Raw genomic sequence first — 20,048 nt, 5'->3', positions numbered from 1 at the left:
TTTCGCTATAGTTAGACCAAGCGTAACACAGTGAAAGTATAAGCGATCATGCTACTGAAAACTGATATAAATATGTTGAAAATAATTGGCCTGATGCTCGGCCTGGGGATGATTTCTACGGGTAGCTCGGCGATCACAATGGACTGTAGCGATTACAGCAAAAAAACGCCTGCCATGAATAAAGTCTGCTCAGCATCGTTGGCTGAATCTCGTGAAAAAATCACAGACCAATACTTTACTGCTTTTCTGATTACTGATGCACCTGTGCGTTTATTACAAGATAGCCAACAACTATGGGCGACCCGCTTACAGCAATGCAAAACGCTAGACTGTTTTAAACAGCAGTTTGAATGGCGTTTAGATGATTTAAATGTCTATATTTCACTGAATCAAAGTCTGACCCAGCATTATATTAAGTTTGAACAGGGACAAATCGCCAAGCAGCCCGTGCATCTCAAGATTCATCAACTGACCAAAGACCGGATCAAGATTGAAGGCCTGGCATATCGTAATCCAAATAACCGGACCGAGAAGCAGACCGTTCCTTTTTTAGCCTATACCACGCCTGAGACAAAAAACCAGATCACCGATAATGAAAATGACTGCCGCTATGAGTTTAACTATAGTAAAGCCATTTTAGCGGTCAGTAGCCAGCAGAAAGGCTGTGAACGCTTTACCGGTATTTATCGACTATATGATTGATTTAATTTAAAAATATTAAAATTTATTGTTATATAAAATGATATCTTTGATGTAAAAAATAGCCCGCAAGCGGGCTATCAATTTAAGCTGGATAGTATTGCGCAATTTCCTGACTAATCATCGCAGCCGTTGCAGCTGATAAAGTCCAGCCCAGATGACCATGTCCGGTATTGTAAAAGACCCGCTCATGTTTGCCACGGCGTACCACAGGCATCATATTTGGCATCATGGGGCGTAAGCCTGCCCACGGAACAACATGCTCAGTACACAGGTCAAAATTACGATTGGTCCAGTCAATTAAAGGTTGAATTCGGTCAGCACGAATATCCCGGTTATAGCCATTAAACTCGGCTGTTCCTGCAACACGCAAACGATCCTTGCCTAGGCGTGACAAGACAATTTTCGCACTTTCATCTAGCAGACTGACCCAAGGTGCGTTGTTCTGGCTCTGCTCATCATTCAGTTGCACGGTAATCGAGTAGCCTTTGACTGGATAGACATTGACTCGTTCACCAAGTATTTCAGCCAATTGATAGCTGCCAACCCCTGCACAGACCACAATGGCATCTGCATTAATTTCCAGAACATCCTCTGGAGAGGAATGGACATTTTCAGTACTAGGTTTGCATTTAACCCGAATATTCTGAGCCTGATGATCAACAACAAAAACATCTTGACCAAACTCAAATTTCACGCCTTTTTGCATACAGGCTTTGGCCAAACCGGTACTAAATTTATGAATATCCCCGGTGGCATCGCTCTGACAGTAAAATCCTGCATAATAATCGCCAGTTAATGCAGGTTCGATCTGCTTGATTTCTGCATTGGAAATGGCATTGCGCTCCAGACCACCGCTACACAACAGATCATTGACTTTGATCGCAACATCATAATCTGTCTTGTTATGATAAAAATGTAAAATTCCACGTTTTTCTAAATTGAAATCAATATTTTCTGTTTCGGCAATTTCAAATAAGCGTGCTCTTGCCAGTAAAGCCAGCCGTACAGTCTCTCGGGTATTGGCTTCATAATGTTTGATATTGCCCAGAAATTCCATGAGCCAGCTGTATTTATGCACACTGAAAGAAGGATTGAGCAAAAAGTGGTGCGGTTTTTTGTGACATCCATTTGATGCCTTTGAGTACCGTGGCTTTCTGGTTCCATACTTCGGCATTACAGGCAGAAAGCTGGCCGCCATTGGCAAAGGATGTTTCCATTGCCGGATAAAGATGCCGATCAACCACAGTCACTTGATAGCCTGATAGCGCAAGCTCATAAGCTGTGGTTACTCCGGTAATACCGGCCCCAATCACCACGACATGACGCATAGACACCTCCTTGATTATATTGATGTCTTTTCCCATCTGTCATGTGTACCTGAGAGCTTCGGTAGATACATTGCACATCAATGCGGCCACCTTCCCCTTCGGTGAGTGATTGAACACTTCTCTCCAGAGTTTTTATCCATTATCACAGTCCTTTTGCCTGAGAGTTTCCTGGGAACTTGCTCCTTCGGCGAATGCAGAAGCATTTCTCTCCTGCAATAATGTTTTATTATCATGAGCAATTTATATACCATTTTTAGGAAAAACACAGTTTTTATTTATGTTAATTCACGTGAATTTATCTGTGATTCTTTTTAATTAAGAGCCTACATGGGTGATGGAGGATATTGCCTAGATATCAAATTTTTAGATTTTGCTGTCCTAAGTAAAATGAGCAAGTTCTATCCTTTATAAAATTCCAGAACTTATTTAATTTTGGCGCTTAAATAGAACTCAACATTTGCTTAGGCTATTTTAATAATTCAAAGTATATGTCATCCAAAGCAAAATTTAGACTTTTATCATTTATTCTAGAATTTTAGATAATCCAAGAAAGCATCAGTACTAAGCTTCCTGCTGCGACCACTGTTTGTACACTGATAATACTACACCATTAACTCACTATCGCCACCATACACCCGGGTTAAGACATACGAAGCTGAGGCGGTAGGAAGTGCAAAGAACAAGACCAATACCTGAGTAGTTAATGCATCAATCTGGAAAATTTTACACACTAAAAATGCAATCAGCGGCATTCCGAACAGGCGACCAAAGGTTATCAGGCTGAGTGGCAATACATCACGCTGAAAACCCTGAAACTGTAAGGCTGCTCCCACACACATCAAACCGAGCGGCAAACTGCACAGTGCAATCTGTTTAAGGAACTGCTCTGTTCCAGTCCAGAGTGACAAACCGGAAAGATTAAATAAACCACCCACTATACAGCCTAAAATTAATGGATTTTTAGACAAATCCAGGACGATTTTTTTCAGCTGCATATCGTGGCTACGGGTAAATGCCAGCACTGACAAGATATTCACCAAAGGAATACACAGCACCATGATCACAGCGAAAATAGTCATACCCTGCTGCTGAAATAAGGCGCTGACAGCAGCAAGGCCAATATAGGTATTAAAGCGCAGTAAACCTTGAACATAGACGCCGAAACGCGCATAGGAAATTCGGTAAATTTGGCGCAAGATATACAGCGCAATACTGACCACAGCCATGATGCTAAATACGACCAGTACTACATCCTGAATGACATTCATTTGAATCTTGGCAGTGGCCAGATTTAAAAACAGCATTACCGGAAACAATGCATAATAATTTAACTTTTCAGCGCCTCGCCAAAAATCATCACTCAACCATTGCCTACGCTTAAGCAGATAACCAAAGCTGATCAGTCCGATGAGGGGAAATAAAGAAGTTAAAATAATATGCAGCATGTGACATCCTGGTCTGTTTTCTGCCTAATCTTAAGTCACTTAGACTGAACAGAAAACTTAGCATGTTCAGGAGCTTTCCCACTACTCAATTTAAGCAGTAAAAAGCTTGAATTTTCATCAACTAATCATATTGATTTGCTGATTTTTTCTAAAATCAGCAAATGTAACGGAATCAACGGTTCTCCGACATTTTGACCCAGTGGATATGCTTCAATCTTTTCAGTCAGCTGATAGCCACGGCGCTGATAATATGCCAGCAGTTCAATACGGACATTTAATACTGACATCTGAATCACTTTCTTTTTAAATATTTCGAAAATATGGGATTCGGCAAAGTCCAATAATTGCTTGCCATAACCCGAGTTTTGCTCAGCAGGTGCAACAGCAAAGCTTCCAATCTCTGCTACTTGCTGTCCTAAGCTCACGCCAATACAACCAAGAAGCTTATTATCAATTTCCAACACAAAGAGCTGAAAATTTTCTAAATTGAGCAAGTCATATAACTGTTTTTCTTGAATACGATCACCCTGGATCATTCCTGCTTCAGTCGTCCATCCACCCGGAGTACGATAAGCTGTATTAATCAGCATAGTAAGTTGCTGAACATCAGCTTTGCTCGCCAATCGTATATTTTTATAGTGATTCATTTTATAAATAAAAAAAGTCAGACCGGAGTCTGACTTTAAAACAATTTCACTTTAAAGTTAAAGCAAATTATTTAGGTTCAATCGGTGCAAATGGCGCAACAACATCGGCATTTTGCGCACGGTGACGCATGAAATGATCCATGAGCACAATCGCCAGCATCGCTTCAGCAATCGGGGTTGCACGCACGCCCACGCAAGGATCATGACGGCCTTTGGTCAGTACATCAGTATCTTCACGCTCAATATTGATGGTTTTACCCGGCGTGGTAATAGACGCAGTTGGCTTCAAGGCAATCGCAACACGAATGTCCTGACCGCTAGAAATACCACCTAGAATACCGCCAGCATGATTGGCCAGGAAGCCTTCTGTGGTGAGTTCATCACGGCTTTCATGACCAAACTGTTCAGCGACGCCAAAGCCATCACCGATTTCTACACCTTTAACGGCATTAATCGACATCATGGCATGGGCAATATCTGCATCTAAACGGTCAAATACAGGCTCGCCCCAACCCACAGGTACTTTAGATGCAATGATCTCGAGTTTAGCGCCACAACTGGTGCCTTGCTCACGCAAAGACGTGACCAGCGCTTCAAAACGTGGTACTGCATCCACGTCACCACAGAAAAACGGATTGTTTGGAACTTCATTCCAGTCCAGTTTTTCTGCTTTTTCTGTACCGATTTGGGTTACATGACCACGAATCTCAATGCCAAATTTCTCAAAAAGGAATTTCTTGGCAATGGCACCCGCTGCAACACGCATTGCCGTTTCACGCGCACTTGAACGGCCGCCACCACGATAATCACGGAAACCATACTTTTGGGTATAGGTATAGTCAGCATGACCCGGGCGGAAAGTTTGTGCGATATTGCCGTAGTCTTTCGATTTTTGATCCGTATTACGAATTAACAAACCAATTGAAGTACCGGTCGTTTTACCCTCAAACACACCGGAAATAATTTCTACTTCATCGGGTTCTTTACGCTGGGTTGCAAATTTCGATGTACCCGGCTTACGACGGTCCAGATCTTTTTGCAAATCAGCTTCAGTCAGCTCAATGCCGGGTGGAACCCCATCGATGATTGCCATCAGGCCAACACCGTGAGATTCACCACAAGTCGTTACACGGAACAGTTGCCCTATACTATTACCTGCCATGTCAAACGACTCCTTATGCTTGAATAGACTGAATAAATAAATCGCGGTAAGTACGGCATTGCTCTGCAGTCAATGCAAAGATACCAGTACCACCTTTCTGGAATTGTAACCAGTAGAAATCGACTGAATTAAAGTTTTGGCGCATTGCCCATTCTGAGTTACCCACTTCAATCACGATCAGGCCATTCTCAGTCAGATAATCTGCAGCTTGAGCCAGCATTTTACGCACCAGATCCAGACCATCCTGACCTGCAGCAAGCGCAAGTTCAGGCTCATGATGGAATTCCTCAGGCAAATCAGCCATATCTTCCGCATCGACATACGGCGGATTAGATACGATTAAATCGTATTGATTTTCGGCTGGAATTTTTTCGAACAAATCCGATTCAAGTAATGCGATCTGATATTGCTTGTCATGATGCTCAGTATTGATTTGCGCAACTTCCAATGCTTCTTTAGAAATATCGGTGGCATCTACTTCCGCTTCAGGGAAAGCATAAGCCAAGGCAATTGCGATACAGCCGGAACCGGTACACATATCTAGAATGCGTTGTGGTGTCTTCGGATTCGGGTTTTCCGGCAAGTTATTCACCGCTTCACCCATTTGACCATGTTCGCCCAGGCAATACGGGGCGAAACGGTTTTGAATCAGTTCAGCAATCGGTGAACGTGGAATCAGCACACGCTCATCAACATAGTAGGGTTTGCCGTCAAAGTAAGCCAGGTTCAATAAATATGAAGTCGGTACTTTTTCATTAATACGGCGTTCCAGCAGACTTAAAAATTCGGCTTTTTCACTTGGTAATAATTTGGCATCTAGAATCTCAGCGTCCGCTTTCCACTCTAGAGACAGGGTTTGTAAGACCAAGGCTGAACTTTCAGCAAAATAATCTTCTGTGCCTTGGCCCAAATGTGCATCGTATTGACGTAATGCTGTAACCCCAAAACGAATAAAATCACGAATGGTGGTTAAATTTTCAGCGGCTTCCTGCATGTGTTCAGGGCTAATAGTCGGTCGATCCACTTAAGGCGTCTCCAAGGTCATTTTTTTAAACGCCTTATGATACCTTGTTTTGCCTGCTTTTATAATGCTAAAAGCAGGAAAAACACGAATTCTCTACGCCCACAAAAATTATAAAACTCCTGTTTTTGTGAGCGATTATTCAGATAAATGTTTACTTTATTCAGGGATGTTTCTGTTAAATGTCGATGCTAATACTATGATGATTTATCGGAACCCGGACGCATAAGAGCGGGATTGATAAAGATTGGCCTGATCCATAATCAAAGCCAGCATACATTGCCCTTGTTGCTGTTTGGCATATTTTCCTGACATTCTAAAATTACATTGCTGGGCCAGTTTACGCTCCCACAATACATGCTGACTGCGAATGGCGGCGGTTTGATTCGGATTCAATTTAAGATAAGTTTTATAGTTTTTCTTCAGACGTTTATTGTGAACTTTCAGCTCTTTTTCCAGGCATTTTTCCGCTTTAAGTGTATTACCATAACTAAAATTCATGCACTGTGTATATTCCTTGGAATACCCAATAGCAGCCTGCGTCTGAACCGCAGTACCCGCAAAAATTGCAACTAAAAACCATGCAAGACGCATAACTTCCCCTTGACCGAAACCGGTACAATCCCAATAAATGTTTAACAATCAATATTGTTTAAATTATCCACTGATATTAACGCAGTCCAGACAAAAATCCTATGCCTTTCTCGGAATGAAAGATTAAACAGTTGCACAATTGAAAATTGGCACATGACCCACATATAATCCGCATTCAATCTTCAAATGAGCCCAGATCTATGAGCTATAAGCACAATAATCTTATGGCGATGCGCCAGAATTACTGGAATGATAAAGCCTCCAGTCAGGTGCAGCAAGAAAAGGTATTTTTGCAGTCGACCTTAGTGCAACATGGCGTATTTACCGATGCGACATTGGACGATGCTAAATATCTGTTTTTTGGCTTGCCAAGTATTGTGATTGTAAAAGGCTATGCTTTGGGCTTCATGCATGACAGCGTACAGCGCCTGATTCATCAACATATTCAAACAAATAAACAACAGTTACAACAACGATCCGAATTAAAAATCCAATTTCAAATGGCATAATGCCCTGTCTAAACTGATACAAGTTGGTGAATAAATGAAAGCTTGCCTAGCTTTTACTATGAATTCAGCGGCTTAAACTTTTTTAATACGTGCAGAAACGCTACTATCCCTTACAATGATTTATTCTGCTTCATGCTGATGATGAAAGGATCGAGTTTACATGTCAGATCAGAACGATAAGCTTAAACAACTGAAAACCTCCTCTATGGATCGACGCTTATCGATCGCAAAGGCATCCTTGCTGGCAGGCACGCGTTGGGCGGCTTCTAGTGCAAGCTCCATGTTCTCAAGTGAAGAAGAAAAAGAAAAGAAACGTAAAAAAGCCATGAAAGAACAGGCTGATTATCTGGTGGCAGAAATTGGCAAGCTAAAAGGTTCTATCGTTAAAATTGGCCAGATGATGGCACTGTATGGTGAGCATTTTCTGCCAGAAGAAGTCACTCAAGCTCTAAATACCCTGAACAATCAGACGGTGGCATTGGCATGGCCAGCCATCAAGACCCAGTTACAGCAACAACTCGGTTCAAAACTCGACGATCTCACCATTGATCATGAACCTTTGGGCACAGCTTCTTTGGCACAGGTACATCGCGCTACCCGAAAATCTGATGGCATGGAACTGGTGTTAAAAATTCAGTATCCGGGTGTGGCAGAAGCCATTGATTCGGATATGAGCCTGTTTAAAAACATGCTGAAATTGACTCGCATCGTGCCGCAGACCCGCGAATTCGACCAGTGGTTCGATGAAGTCCGTGAGATGATGCACCGTGAAGTAAATTATCAGATTGAAGCAGATACCACGCGTCGTTTTGCTGCCCGTTTAAAAGATGATCCTCGCTATATCGTCCCGACCATTATTAATGAATATTGCTCTGATCGTGTGCTGTGCATGACCTTCGAACGCGGTGTGCCGATCAATAGCCCGGTGATGTTGTCCCTGCCCCAAGAACGCCGCAACCAGTTAGGTGAAGCCTCTCTGGAAATTGCAGTACGTGAAATTTTCGAATGGGGCGAGATGCAAACCGATCCGAACTTTGGTAATTATCTGGTTCGTCTCGGCAATGGCGCAGATGTGCACGACAAGATCATTCTGCTCGACTTTGGCGCGATCCGTCAGTTTGACCAGCATCTGCTGAGTGTTGCACGTAATCTGATTCAAGCAGGCTATCATCATGACTCGGATATGATGGTCAAAGCGATGACTGGTTATGAATTTTTTGATTCGATTCCACAAAGCATCAAACCGGATATGGCCAAAGTCTTTTTACTGGCCACCGAAGCGTTTAGTTCACCGCTAAATAATCAGGAATTGCCAGCCGGCATCATGGATGAACATAATCGCTATGACTGGAAAAAAAGCCAGCTGCATAGCCGTGTGATGCAACAGGCGTCGAGATCTATGGCTTCACGTTATTTCAGTGTTCCACCCAAAGAATTTATGTTTATTAGCCGTAAATTTATTGGTGCCTATACTTTTATGACCGTGATTGATGCCAAAACCAATGTGCGTGCCATGATTAAACATCATCTCTCTTAAAATAAAACCTGCATCAAAAAGACCCGGATGATTTTGTCATTCGGGTCAATTTTTAGACATATTCGATTTTTTATATTTTTATCTTTCTTTTATTTTTCATTAATTTATTCCTCCATTTCTTCAATCCCCGAAACCTAAAAATTGTCAATCATTCATGTCAGGGATGACATGGTTTTATCTCTGAGTGCATGTCAGTATTAAAAAAAATAACGTGACAACACCTTTAGGATAATCAGAATGAATAATATGGTGAATAAAGCCCAAGGATTTGGCTTATCCCTACTGACAAAAATCGCGGGCAGCGAAGTATTAGATCAATTAAAACTGCGTAAATTTGTAGAAAAATCACTTTATCAAAGTTCAAAAGCAGGATTCAAAACCCTGAGTCAAACCCAGAAAATCCTGAAATCTGGCCAGAAGATTCAAAAACAGCGTCTGCCGCATCAGTCCAAATCCTTATTTGATCTGAACCTGACTGAAGAACAGCAAATGACCTGTAATGCCATGCAGCAATTTGCCCAAGAGGTGCTATATCCCTTGGCGCATAATGCAGATCAGCATGAATTATTTCCCCATGAACTCTGGCAATATAGCACTGATTTAGGTTTGAATTTCTATGCCCTGCCTGAAGCATTGGGGGGCGTTGCATCAGAACAGAATATCGTCAGTAATATTTTAATCGCTCAACATTTAGCTCAGGGTGATTTCAGTCTGACGGCTGGCTTACTTTCGACTTTTAGTGTCATTAACGCCATTACCCGCTGGGGCTCAGAGCAGATTCAGGCAGAATATCTGGGCGCTTTCGCAGAGAATCCTGAGTTAAAGGCCACCTTTGCAGTACAGGAAAAAACAGCAGCGTTTAACCCGGAGCAACTTAAAACCAAGGCTGTTGCACATCAGGGACATTATCTAATTCTGGGTGAAAAGACCTTAGTGCTCTTGGGAGAAAGTGCCGATCTGTATCTGGTCAGTGCTGATCTGGATGGCAGAGCTGAGGTCTTTGTGGTGCAACGCGACAGTACCATCATTGCGAAAAAATCGCCGGCTATGGGTTTAAAGGCCACTGAAACAGTCACGCTAAAATTTGAAAATACTCCGGCATATCGTCTGGGTGATGAAGATTTTGATTATCGTGCATTCGTAGATTTGGGCAATTTGATGTGGTGTGCGATGGCGGTGGGCACCTGTGAAGCAGTCAAAAAATACTGTGTGCAATATGCCAATGAACGTATCGCTTTTGGTGAACCGATTTCCCATCGTCAGAGTGTCGCCTTTATGATTGCCGATATGGCCATTGAAATTGATGCGATGCAAATGTTGATCTTGAATGCCGCCAGTCTGGCTGAATCCGGTCAAGCTTTCCATCGTGAGGCTTATATAGCGCGTCTGCTCTGCGCAGAAAAATCCATGAAAATAGGCACCGATGGTGTACAGATTTTAGGTGGTCATGGCTTTACCAAAGAACATCCGGTAGAACGCTGGTATAGAGACTTGAGAGCCACTGCCATTCTCCATTCTGGCTTGCATACCTGATCAGAACATAAAGAAGAACAATGATGAATCTACAAACTCCAAAAAAATTTAAGCTTTTAATTGATCAAGCACATGAAGTTGCCCTCAATGTTTTGCGTCCTATTTCACGTAAATACGACAAGGCTGAACATGCTTATCCGATAGAGCTAGACATGCTCGCTTCAGTCGTGGATGGCATGAACCAAGGTAGTGAAGGCATGAATGCTGGTGCAGCAGTCAATAAACGTGGCGATGCAGATACGACTAATAAAAATGGTATCAATATGTCTACCGCCCTAAGCATTATTGAAATGTGTTATGGCGATACTGGCTTATTACTCTCGATGCCACGCCAAGGATTAGGAAATTCAGCCATTGCAGCTGTTGCCAATGAGGAGCAATTGCACCGTTTTCATGAAACTTGGGCCGCCATGGCGATTACCGAGTCAGGTTGCGGTTCAGATTCCGCTGCAATTCGTACCACTGCAACCAAAGATGGTGATGATTATATTCTGAATGGTGAGAAGATTTTTGTAACCTCCGGAGAGCGTGCTGATGCAGTGGTCGTTTGGGCAACTTTGGATAAAAAACTGGGACGATCGGCAATTAAATCATTTGTGGTGACCAAAGGTACTCCAGGAATGAAGGTTGAACGACTGGAACATAAATTAGGGATTAAATCATCCGATACTGCCACGATTAGCTTTATCAACTGTCGAGTACCTGCAGCAAACTTGCTCGGTCATGCAGAAATCGATGTTGCTAAAGGCTTTGCTGGCGTAATGGAAACCTTTGATAATACTCGCCCGCTGGTTGCAGCCATGGCGATTGGTTGTGCGAAAGCCTCGCTGGAACGCATCAAGGAGATTTTTAAGGATCAACTGGACTCTACTTATGCCACACCGTATTTACAAAGCTCTAATATCGCAGCACAAATCTATCGTATGGAAGCTGAATGGGAAGCATCACGCTTTCTGATGCTGAAAGCCGCCTGGATGGCCGATAATCACAAACCAAATTCACGTGAAGCATCTATTGCCAAAGCCAAGGCCGGTCGGATCGGTAATGAAATTACCTTAAAATGTGTCGAACTTGCGGCAGCCACTGGTTATAACGAAACTGAACTTTTAGAAAAATGGGCGCGTGATTCCAAGATTCTGGATATTTTTGAAGGCACCCAGCAAATTCAGCAACTGATTATTGCCCGTCGGGAACTAGGAAAATCATCGAGCGAATTAAAATAATGATTACTCATTAAATAGCGAATTAAACTTACATGAGTTAATTAAACGATGGATTTTTTAAGGATTTAAGGTTATAAAAATTCATCGTTTTTTCAAAATAAAATCAGTGCAATATGTACTCTATTCGTCCTATTCAGCCTGAAGATAATGCCCAAATTGCAAACATTATTCGTCGTGTTTCCCAAGAATTTGGACTGGCAGCAGAATCTGGTTTTGCCGTAGGTGATTCTATTCTAGATGAGCTATATCAAGTTTATCAGCAACCAAAATCAGCCTACTGGGTTGTTGTGGATCAACAAAATAAAATTTACGGGGGTGGTGGAATTGCGCCATTAAAAGGTGATGCAACTATTTTAGAAATTCAGAAAATGTACTTTTTACCTGAAATTCGTCAGCAGGGTTTTGCCAAGAAAATTTTAGAATTATCTTTTGAATTCGCACAGGCTCATCAGATTAAGTCAGTCTATCTAGAAACAACTAAAGTGCTTTGGCAAGCGGTGAAACTCTATGAAAAATTAGGTTTTCAGCATCTTGATCATCCTCAAGGCAATACCGGACATAGTGAAGCCTGTGAAATCTGGATGCTGAAAAATCTTTCAACTTAGAGATTTTTTAGTAGATAGATAAAGTTTGTACATTAATAAAGTGCTTTCATCAGCAGCAAGCTTGACTCTTGTATATAGGCTGCCTAACATCGAAATACGTTTATTCAGGCATGGAATTCACAGTTTGTTTGTTTCTCATTTATTCAATCCAATTAAATCTAAACGTTCACTATTTCATTCTCAATCTTTTAAATTTTCCTCTATTTTATTGAGCACTTTTCTTTTTGCGGGTTGTTCATCCTTGGGCGGAGGCTCGGTAGAAAAACGCGCAGCTAAGCTGTCTAAAGGCATTCAAACTGCTTATTCCACCCCATCCAGTACAGCTAATCGTGTTTCACCTTTAATTGTTCAACATGCACAAAATCAGGGTGTAGATCCGCTTCTAGTGGCGGCTGTGATTCGTCAGGAATCTACTTATCGTAGCCAAGCAACTTCGCCAGCAGGTGCGGTAGGCTTGATGCAAGTGATTCCGAGATATTGGCAACAAACTTGTCCAGGTGATTTATACAATGAAAGCAGTAATATCCAATGTGGTACATATATTCTTTCTAAATATAATCAATCATCCGGTGACTGGAAGAAAGCGCTTGCCTATTATAATGTAGGTCCGTCAGGTTATGAAAATAATCGTAAAATGCGTAAACAAGGTAAACGTTATGCCAACCAAGTAAAACAGCATAAAAAAATGCTAAAAGACTCTCTCTAATGACTGAATAAAGAGAATTAATTTAACCATACTTAGGCTATTTTATTTAATATTTGGTAAATAGTAATCGCTAATTGTGTCCATTAAAGTTTTTACCATGAAAGTGTATACCTACAACCTATTAATCTCAGCCATGATATATATATTCAGCTAAAATAGTCTGCAATAAAAAACCAGCGATTCGCTGGTTTTTTATTTTGTAAGGTTTATAAGATCAGCTTGTAAACTCTTATAGCGCTAGTTTTACAGAGATCCCAATAGGTCAAACAAATTAACAGGAATTCTCTGTCTCAGAAGAATCTGATCAACTTTGAGATATAGATATGTTAAATATCTTATCTAAAATTCCACGCACAAAAAAAACACCCCTGGCCTTATGGTCGGGGGTGTTTTGGAATAATGAGCTGGCGATGACTTACTCTCACATGGGTAATCCCACACTACCATCAGCGCTAAGAGGTTTCACTTCTGAGTTCGGGAAGGGATCAGGTGGTTCACTCTTGCTATGGTCGCCAGCACAACTGTTTATGACTATTTGCTTGGGTCTTATTGGCGTTGTTTTCACTTCGCTAGCCTAGCTTTCATCAAATGAGTTATTAACAGGTATATCTGAGTCGCAGTAGTTTGTTCGTTTAGCGTAACTAAATCAAGTCACTTTGTTTAATATCGAATCAATCGATCCTCACTTCTTTCGAAGTTCGTACAACAACTGTTTGGGTGTTGTATAGTCAAGCCTCACGAGCAATTAGTATTGGTCAGCTTCACATATCACTATGCTTCCACATCCAACCTATCAACGTCGTAGTCTTCAACGGCTCTTTAGGAGACATAAAGTCTCGGGGAAATCTTATCTTGAGGTAGGCTTCCCGCTTAGATGCTTTCAGCGGTTATCCCTTCCGAACATAGCTACCCGGCGATGCCACTGGCGTGACAACCGGTACACCAGAGGTTCGTCCACTCTGGTCCTCTCGTACTAGGAGCAGATCCTCTCAAATTTCCAACGCCCACGGTAGATAGGGACCGAACTGTCTCACGACGTTCTAAACCCAGCTCGCGTACCTCTTTAAATGGCGAACAGCCATACCCTTGGGACCTGCTTCAGCCCCAGGATGAGATGAGCCGACATCGAGGTGCCAAACACCGCCGTCGATATGAACTCTTGGGCGGTATCAGCCTGTTATCCCCAGAGTACCTTTTATCCGTTGAGCGATGGCCCTTCCATACAGAACCACCGGATCACTAAGACCTACTTTCGTACCTGCTCGACTTGTGGGTCTCGCAGTTAAGCGCGCTTTTGCCTTTATACTCTACGCGTGATTTCCGACCACGCTGAGCGCACCTTCGTACTCCTCCGTTACTCTTTAGGAGGAGACCGCCCCAGTCAAACTACCCACCAGACATGGTCCTCGTCCCGGATAACGGGACAGAGTTAGAACCTCAATATTACCAGGGTGGTATTTCAAGGACGGCTCCATCGCAACTAGCGTCGCGACTTCAAAGCCTCCCACCTATCCTACACAAGTAAGATCAAAGTTCAATGTCAAGCTGCAGTAAAGGTTCACGGGGTCTTTCCGTCTAGCCGCGGGTACACCGCATCTTCACGGCGAATTCGATTTCACTGAGTCTCTGCTGGAGACAGCGCCCCCATCATTATGCCATTCGTGCAGGTCGGAACTTACCCGACAAGGAATTTCGCTACCTTAGGACCGTTATAGTTACGGCCGCCGTTTACTGGGGCTTCGATCAAGAGCTTCGCTTACGCTAACCCCATCAATTAACCTTCCAGCACCGGGCAGGCATCACACCCTATACGTCCACTTTCGTGTTTGCAGAGTGCTATGTTTTTAATAAACAGTTGCAGGGGCCTGGTTTCTGAGGCTGTCGGCCGCTCAAGGAGCAAGTCCTATCACAGACAACAGCGTACCTTCTCCCGAAGTTACGGTACCATTTTGCCTAGTTCCTTCAGCAGAGTTCTCTCAAGCGCTTTGGTCTACTCGACCTGACCACCTGTGTCGGTTTCGGGTACGATTCCTGTGTAACTGAAGCTTAGAGACTTTTCCTGGAAGCATGGTATCAGCCACTTCACTGTACAAGTACAGCTTGCTATCAGTTCTCAGCATAGAGTACCCCGGATTTGCCTAAGATACATGCCTACAACCTTCCACCTGGACAACCAACGCCAGGCTGACTTAACCTTCTCCGTCCTCTCATCGCATTACACAGAAGTATTGGAATATTAACCAATTTCCCATCGACTACGCCTCTCGGCCTCGCCTTAGGGGTCGACTCACCCAGCCCCGATTAACGTTGGACTGGAACCCTTGGTCTTTCAGCGTGCGAGTTTTTCACTCGCATTGTCGTTACTCACGTCAGCATTCGCACTTCTGATACCTCCAGCAGACTTCTCAATCCACCTTCATCGGCTTACAGAACGCTCCCCTACCACGCATAATAAATTATGCATCCGCAGCTTCGGCATATAGTTTTAGCCCCGTTACATCTTCCGCGCAGGCCGACTCGACTAGTGAGCTATTACGCTTTCTTTAAAGGGTGGCTGCTTCTAAGCCAACCTCCTAGCTGTCTATGCCTTCCCACATCGTTTCCCACTTAACTATAATTTTGGGGCCTTAGCTGGCGGTCTGGATTGTTTTCCTCTTGACTACGGACGTTAGCACCCGCAGTCTGTCTCCCGGATAGTACTCATTGGTATTCGGAGTTTGCATCGGTTTGGTAAGTCGGGATGACCCCCTAGCCGAAACAGTGCTCTACCCCCAATGGTATTCGTCCGAGGCGCTACCTAAATAGCTTTCGGGGAGAACCAGCTATCACCAAGTTTGATTAGCCTTTCACCCCTATCCACAAGTCATCCCCTGGCTTTTCAACGACAGTGGGTTCGGTCCTCCAGTTAGTGTTACCCAACCTTCAACCTGCTCATGGATAGATCACCTGGTTTCGGGTCTATACCCAGCAACTAAACGCCCTATTAAGACTCGGTTTCCCTACGGCTCCCCTATTCGGTTAACCTTGCTACTGAATATAAGTCGCTGACCCATTATACAAAAGGTACGCAGTCACCGGACTAAGCCGGCTCCCACTGCTTGTATGCATGCGGTTTCAGGATCTATTTCACTCCCCTCACAGGGGTTCTTTTCGCCTTTCCCTCACGGTACTGGTTCACTATCGGTCAGTCAGGAGTATTTAGCCTTGGAGGATGGTCCCCCCATATTCAGACAAGGTTTCACGTGCCTCGCCCTACTCGACATCATCATATAAGCCCTTTCGTGTACAGGACTATCACCGTCTACGGTCGCACTTCCCAGAGCGTTCCACTAGAACTTATATGACTTAATGGGCTCTTCCCCTTTCGCTCGCCGCTACTGAGGGAATCTCAATTGATTTCTTTTCCTAAGGGTACTGAGATGTTTCACTTCCCCTCGTTCGCCTTGCAACACTATGTATTCATGTTGCAATACCTACCTTATGGTAAGTGGGTTTCCCCATTCAGACATCTCCGGATCACAGGATATTTGCCGCCTCCCCGGAGCTTTTCGCAGGCTATCACGTCTTTCTTCGCCTCTGACTGCCAAGGCATCCACCACATGCACTTAATTACTTGACTATACAACCCCAAACAGTCGTTTATCCTTACAAGTGGGATAAGCAACAGATTGTGATGATCTCTCATCACGCTCATACAGTTGGCGTTTGTGCACTTAAGCACCGTACAGCTTCAATTAGATTCATATACCAAAACGCTTGATTCAGTTAATTTCGCTAGTAACTCATTTCTTTCATCTTCACATCACAGTAATAAATCACTGCTAGTGTTAATGTCAGTCATGAGTATGAACAAATTATTTCAACTCAAATATATTCTGTTAATGATTTTTCCAGCCTTCGTCAGGTCAGGAAACTGTGATAAATCACAGAGGTTATCAAGTGCGCGTATCATAACGCTTGTACTTGTTAATCTCTAGGATCTAAACACTTGATCGCTTAGGAACTAAACAACTTCATCACTGTATGATTACATACTGCGCGAAGCGTAGCTTCTTGCTTAAATTTCAAGTAAAAGCCTTAAAGCAGTGCTTTAAGTTTTATGATCTTGAAATTTGGTGGAGACTAGGAGAGTCGAACTCCTGACCTCCTGCGTGCAAAGCAGGCGCTCTACCAACTAAGCTAAGTCCCCAGCTTATCAATAAGTCAATGTATCGTTCCGTTCTGTTTGCTTCAGCACTTTCATGCTTCGTTAGTCAGATTTGGTGGGTCTGACAAGACTTGAACTTGTGACCCCACGCTTATCAAGCGTGTGCTCTAACCAACTGAGCTACAGACCCTCAGATACATCGTATGAAGAACAACTTGTTGTGGATTCTTACCAATCGTCAATCTTTCGTTAAGGAGGTGATCCAGCCGCAGGTTCCCCTACGGCTACCTTGTTACGACTTCACCCCAGTCATCTGCCACACCGTGGTAAGCGTCCTCCTTACGGTTAGACTACCTACTTCTGGTGCAACAAACTCCCATGGTGTGACGGGCGGTGTGTACAAGGCCCGGGAACGTATTCACCGCGGCATTCTGATCCGCGATTACTAGCGATTCCGACTTCATGGAGTCGAGTTGCAGACTCCAATCCGGACTACGATCGGCTTTTTGAGATTAGCATCCACTCGCGTGGTAGCAACCCTTTGTACCGACCATTGTAGCACGTGTGTAGCCCTGGTCGTAAGGGCCATGATGACTTGACGTCGTCCCCGCCTTCCTCCAGTTTGTCACTGGCAGTATCCTTAAAGTTCCCGGCTTAACCCGCTGGCAAATAAGGAAAAGGGTTGCGCTCGTTGCGGGACTTAACCCAACATCTCACGACACGAGCTGACGACAGCCATGCAGCACCTGTATGTAAGTTCCCGAAGGCACCAATCCATCTCTGGAAAGTTCTTACTATGTCAAGACCAGGTAAGGTTCTTCGCGTTGCATCGAATTAAACCACATGCTCCACCGCTTGTGCGGGCCCCCGTCAATTCATTTGAGTTTTAGTCTTGCGACCGTACTCCCCAGGCGGTCTACTTATCGCGTTAGCTGCGCCACTAAAGCCTCAAAGGCCCCAACGGCTAGTAGACATCGTTTACGGCATGGACTACCAGGGTATCTAATCCTGTTTGCTCCCCATGCTTTCGCACCTCAGTGTCAGTATTAGGCCAGATGGCTGCCTTCGCCATCGGTATTCCTCCAGATCTCTACGCATTTCACCGCTACACCTGGAATTCTACCATCCTCTCCCATACTCTAGCCAACCAGTATCGAATGCAATTCCCAAGTTAAGCTCGGGGATTTCACATTTGACTTAATTGGCCACCTACGCGCGCTTTACGCCCAGTAAATCCGATTAACGCTTGCACCCTCTGTATTACCGCGGCTGCTGGCACAGAGTTAGCCGGTGCTTATTCTGCGAGTAACGTCCACTATCCAAGAGTATTAATCTCGGTAGCCTCCTCCTCGCTTAAAGTGCTTTACAACCAAAAGGCCTTCTTCACACACGCGGCATGGCTGGATCAGGGTTCCCCCCATTGTCCAATATTCCCCACTGCTGCCTCCCGTAGGAGTCTGGGCCGTGTCTCAGTCCCAGTGTGGCGGATCATCCTCTCAGACCCGCTACAGATCGTCGCCTTGGTAGGCCTTTACCCCACCAACTAGCTAATCCGACTTAGGCTCATCTATTAGCGCAAGGCCCGAAGGTCCCCTGCTTTCTCCCGTAGGACGTATGCGGTATTAGCATCCCTTTCGAGATGTTGTCCCCCACTAATAGGCAGATTCCTAAGCATTACTCACCCGTCCGCCGCTAGGTAAAGTAGCAAGCTACCTTTCCCCGCTCGACTTGCATGTGTTAAGCCTGCCGCCAGCGTTCAATCTGAGCCATGATCAAACTCTTCAGTTTAATACTATGTAGTGCCTTAAAGGGCACCAATCTTGGCTCATCAATTTTCTGACAAATATTTCTCAAATAAACTTCGAGTAATTTCTACCATCAATCAATGAAAATAATTTCGATCAATCAACCAGTAAAAATCCACACAAGTTGTTCTTCATAATCTCTTAATGATCTTCTTAAAACCTCGTCAGTTTCAAGCTCCAACCCAATCACTTAACATTTCGTTTCATGCATTGCGTTGGTGTGCTGCGTATTCTATACAGTTTCAAAACGAGCGCAAGGGCTTTTCTTAAAAATATTCAAAAAAACCAATCATGCGTTTATTTTTTAATCTAAAAGGCTATTTTTAACACTTTTTTGCGTTTTTCTAGCTAATTCCGCATGAAAAGTTTAAGCAAATGTTAATTTACTAGCCTTCATCTCATAAAAAAAGATCACCTCAATGGTGATCTTTTTGATTCTTCATCAAAATATTTTAATTTGTCTGCTCAGCGAGCCAAGTCATAAATTTTTGACGTTCAGCTTTAGAAGCTTTCTGCCATAATTGAATCAGCTGCTGATCATTCTGTTCTACTGACTGAGTATATATAGCTGCCGGTTGATGAACTGGTGTCGCGGCTTGAGTTGTCATATCTACTTTTTTAGTCAATACGCGATTTCCAAACCATGGTTTCGCTGAATCTTTAGCACCCGTCTGCTGGACTAAGAGCTGATTTTTCGCATCATATAGGCCAATAATGGGCTGATCTTTATATTTTTGCGCTGCATCAAAATCTTTAGGCGCCTGAATAAGTGCTAAACGGTAAGTTTCACCATCTTTAAGGCTTGGTGTTTTTACCGTAACCACACCTGACTTTAAAATGTCATGTGAATTGTCTGAATGCTGGAAAAATTCGTTATAGCGTACGCTGATCGCATTTACACCTGCATCCAAGCTATAAGTCTGATTAGAACGTAATAGACCCGAGTTCACCTCTTGATCATTTACGGCAACAATTTTTATTTCTTCAGGTACTGTGACGGTCACTGCCGAAAAAACTGGTGTGCTAAACAGAAACACTGCTGCAGTTGCCGCAATACGTAAACCCATATCCTATACTCATTTTT

General features: G+C 43.5%; 14 protein-coding genes, 2 tRNA genes, 3 rRNA genes, 1 pseudogene and 1 riboswitch. Of the genes and pseudogenes, 7 read left to right on the top strand and 13 right to left on the bottom strand.

All coding sequences use genetic code 11. The features are described 5' to 3' along the window. Positions 1-48: 48 nt before the first annotated feature. On the top strand, positions 49-702 hold the full coding sequence (locus tag ACO1B7_RS13955; protein ID WP_044108325.1) for an A1S_1983 family putative colistin resistance protein: 654 nt from the start codon (positions 49-51) through the stop codon (positions 700-702). An 82-nt stretch (positions 703-784) separates the two neighbouring features. On the opposite strand, the gene ACO1B7_RS13950 is transcribed toward ACO1B7_RS13955, so the two are convergent. The 7 genes and pseudogenes from ACO1B7_RS13950 to ACO1B7_RS13920 form a co-directional block, all read right to left on the bottom strand. Continuing rightward, complete coding sequence (locus ACO1B7_RS13950) at positions 785-1,759, bottom strand: D-amino acid dehydrogenase (protein ID WP_423090256.1); 975 nt, start codon at positions 1,757-1,759, stop codon at positions 785-787. Between the two features lie 13 nt (positions 1,760-1,772). Continuing rightward, positions 1,773-2,030, bottom strand: coding sequence for an FAD-dependent oxidoreductase (locus tag ACO1B7_RS13945; RefSeq protein WP_423090255.1), 258 nt, complete (start codon positions 2,028-2,030; stop codon positions 1,773-1,775). Between the two features lie 135 nt (positions 2,031-2,165). Further along, positions 2,166-2,253, bottom strand: a riboswitch (glycine riboswitch). Between the two features lie 312 nt (positions 2,254-2,565). Then, positions 2,566-3,475, bottom strand: a pseudogene (locus ACO1B7_RS13940) (AEC family transporter). A gap of 125 nt (positions 3,476-3,600) precedes the next feature. Next, positions 3,601-4,122 carry a GNAT family N-acetyltransferase gene (locus ACO1B7_RS13935; protein ID WP_312586266.1) on the bottom strand — a complete coding sequence of 174 codons (522 nt, stop codon included), beginning with the start codon at positions 4,120-4,122 and terminating at the stop codon, positions 3,601-3,603. A 67-nt stretch (positions 4,123-4,189) separates the two neighbouring features. After that, positions 4,190-5,284, bottom strand: coding sequence for a chorismate synthase (gene aroC, locus ACO1B7_RS13930; protein ID WP_004280471.1), 1,095 nt, complete (start codon positions 5,282-5,284; stop codon positions 4,190-4,192). Positions 5,285-5,297: 13 nt separating this feature from the next. Continuing rightward, positions 5,298-6,308 (bottom strand): 50S ribosomal protein L3 N(5)-glutamine methyltransferase, encoded by a 1,011-nt coding sequence (gene prmB / locus ACO1B7_RS13925; RefSeq protein WP_044108320.1) that lies wholly within the window; start codon positions 6,306-6,308, stop codon positions 5,298-5,300. 204 nt (positions 6,309-6,512) lie between these two features. Next, positions 6,513-6,899, bottom strand: a complete 387-nt coding sequence (locus tag ACO1B7_RS13920) for a hypothetical protein (RefSeq protein WP_044108319.1) — start codon at positions 6,897-6,899, stop codon at positions 6,513-6,515. Between the two features lie 200 nt (positions 6,900-7,099). Between ACO1B7_RS13920 and ACO1B7_RS13915 the strand changes: the two genes are divergently transcribed. The 6 genes from ACO1B7_RS13915 to ACO1B7_RS13890 all read left to right on the top strand — a co-directional run bounded on the left by ACO1B7_RS13915 (position 7,100) and on the right by ACO1B7_RS13890 (position 13,012). Next, positions 7,100-7,408: a hypothetical protein gene (locus ACO1B7_RS13915; protein ID WP_004731213.1), complete on the top strand. Its 309-nt coding sequence runs from the start codon at positions 7,100-7,102 to the stop codon at positions 7,406-7,408. A 160-nt stretch (positions 7,409-7,568) separates the two neighbouring features. Next, the gene (locus tag ACO1B7_RS13910) at positions 7,569-8,945 is read left to right on the top strand and encodes an ABC1 kinase family protein (RefSeq protein WP_004647106.1); all 1,377 of its coding nucleotides are present in this window, start codon (positions 7,569-7,571) and stop codon (positions 8,943-8,945) included. Positions 8,946-9,191: 246 nt separating this feature from the next. Further along, positions 9,192-10,478, top strand: a complete 1,287-nt coding sequence (locus ACO1B7_RS13905; protein WP_423090323.1) for an acyl-CoA dehydrogenase family protein — start codon at positions 9,192-9,194, stop codon at positions 10,476-10,478. Between the two features lie 23 nt (positions 10,479-10,501). Further along, entirely contained in the window at positions 10,502-11,701 is a 1,200-nt protein-coding gene (locus tag ACO1B7_RS13900; protein ID WP_423090254.1) for an acyl-CoA dehydrogenase family protein, read from the top strand. 113 nt (positions 11,702-11,814) lie between these two features. Then, positions 11,815-12,306 (top strand): GNAT family N-acetyltransferase, encoded by a 492-nt coding sequence (locus ACO1B7_RS13895; protein ID WP_044108312.1) that lies wholly within the window; start codon positions 11,815-11,817, stop codon positions 12,304-12,306. 124 nt (positions 12,307-12,430) lie between these two features. Then, a complete protein-coding gene (locus tag ACO1B7_RS13890; RefSeq protein WP_004731225.1) occupies positions 12,431-13,012 on the top strand; it encodes a lytic transglycosylase domain-containing protein in 582 nt (193 codons plus the stop codon). A gap of 402 nt (positions 13,013-13,414) precedes the next feature. Here the strand turns inward: ACO1B7_RS13890 and rrf are convergent. From rrf to ACO1B7_RS13860, 6 genes are all read right to left on the bottom strand, one after another. Then, positions 13,415-13,529: ribosomal RNA gene (gene rrf / locus ACO1B7_RS13885) — 5S ribosomal RNA — on the bottom strand. Between the two features lie 207 nt (positions 13,530-13,736). After that, positions 13,737-16,631: ribosomal RNA gene (locus tag ACO1B7_RS13880) — 23S ribosomal RNA — on the bottom strand. A 494-nt stretch (positions 16,632-17,125) separates the two neighbouring features. After that, positions 17,126-17,201: transfer RNA gene (locus ACO1B7_RS13875), tRNA-Ala, on the bottom strand. Positions 17,202-17,272: 71 nt separating this feature from the next. Continuing rightward, positions 17,273-17,349, bottom strand: a tRNA-Ile gene (locus ACO1B7_RS13870). Between the two features lie 60 nt (positions 17,350-17,409). Next, a 16S ribosomal RNA gene (locus ACO1B7_RS13865) occupies positions 17,410-18,947 on the bottom strand. Together the 16S, 23S and 5S rRNA genes with 2 tRNA genes alongside form the textbook arrangement of a ribosomal RNA operon. Before the next feature lie 469 nt (positions 18,948-19,416). Continuing rightward, the gene (locus ACO1B7_RS13860) at positions 19,417-20,031 is read right to left on the bottom strand and encodes a DUF2057 family protein (RefSeq protein ID WP_005100087.1); all 615 of its coding nucleotides are present in this window, start codon (positions 20,029-20,031) and stop codon (positions 19,417-19,419) included. Positions 20,032-20,048 lie beyond the last annotated feature (17 nt).

The sequence above is a fragment of the Acinetobacter lwoffii genome (assembly GCF_049367455.1).
Lineage (GTDB): Bacteria > Pseudomonadota > Gammaproteobacteria > Pseudomonadales > Moraxellaceae > Acinetobacter > Acinetobacter lwoffii_W.
The sequence above is the reverse complement of the archived record's forward strand: the minus strand, read 5'-3'. Positions and strand labels throughout refer to the sequence as shown.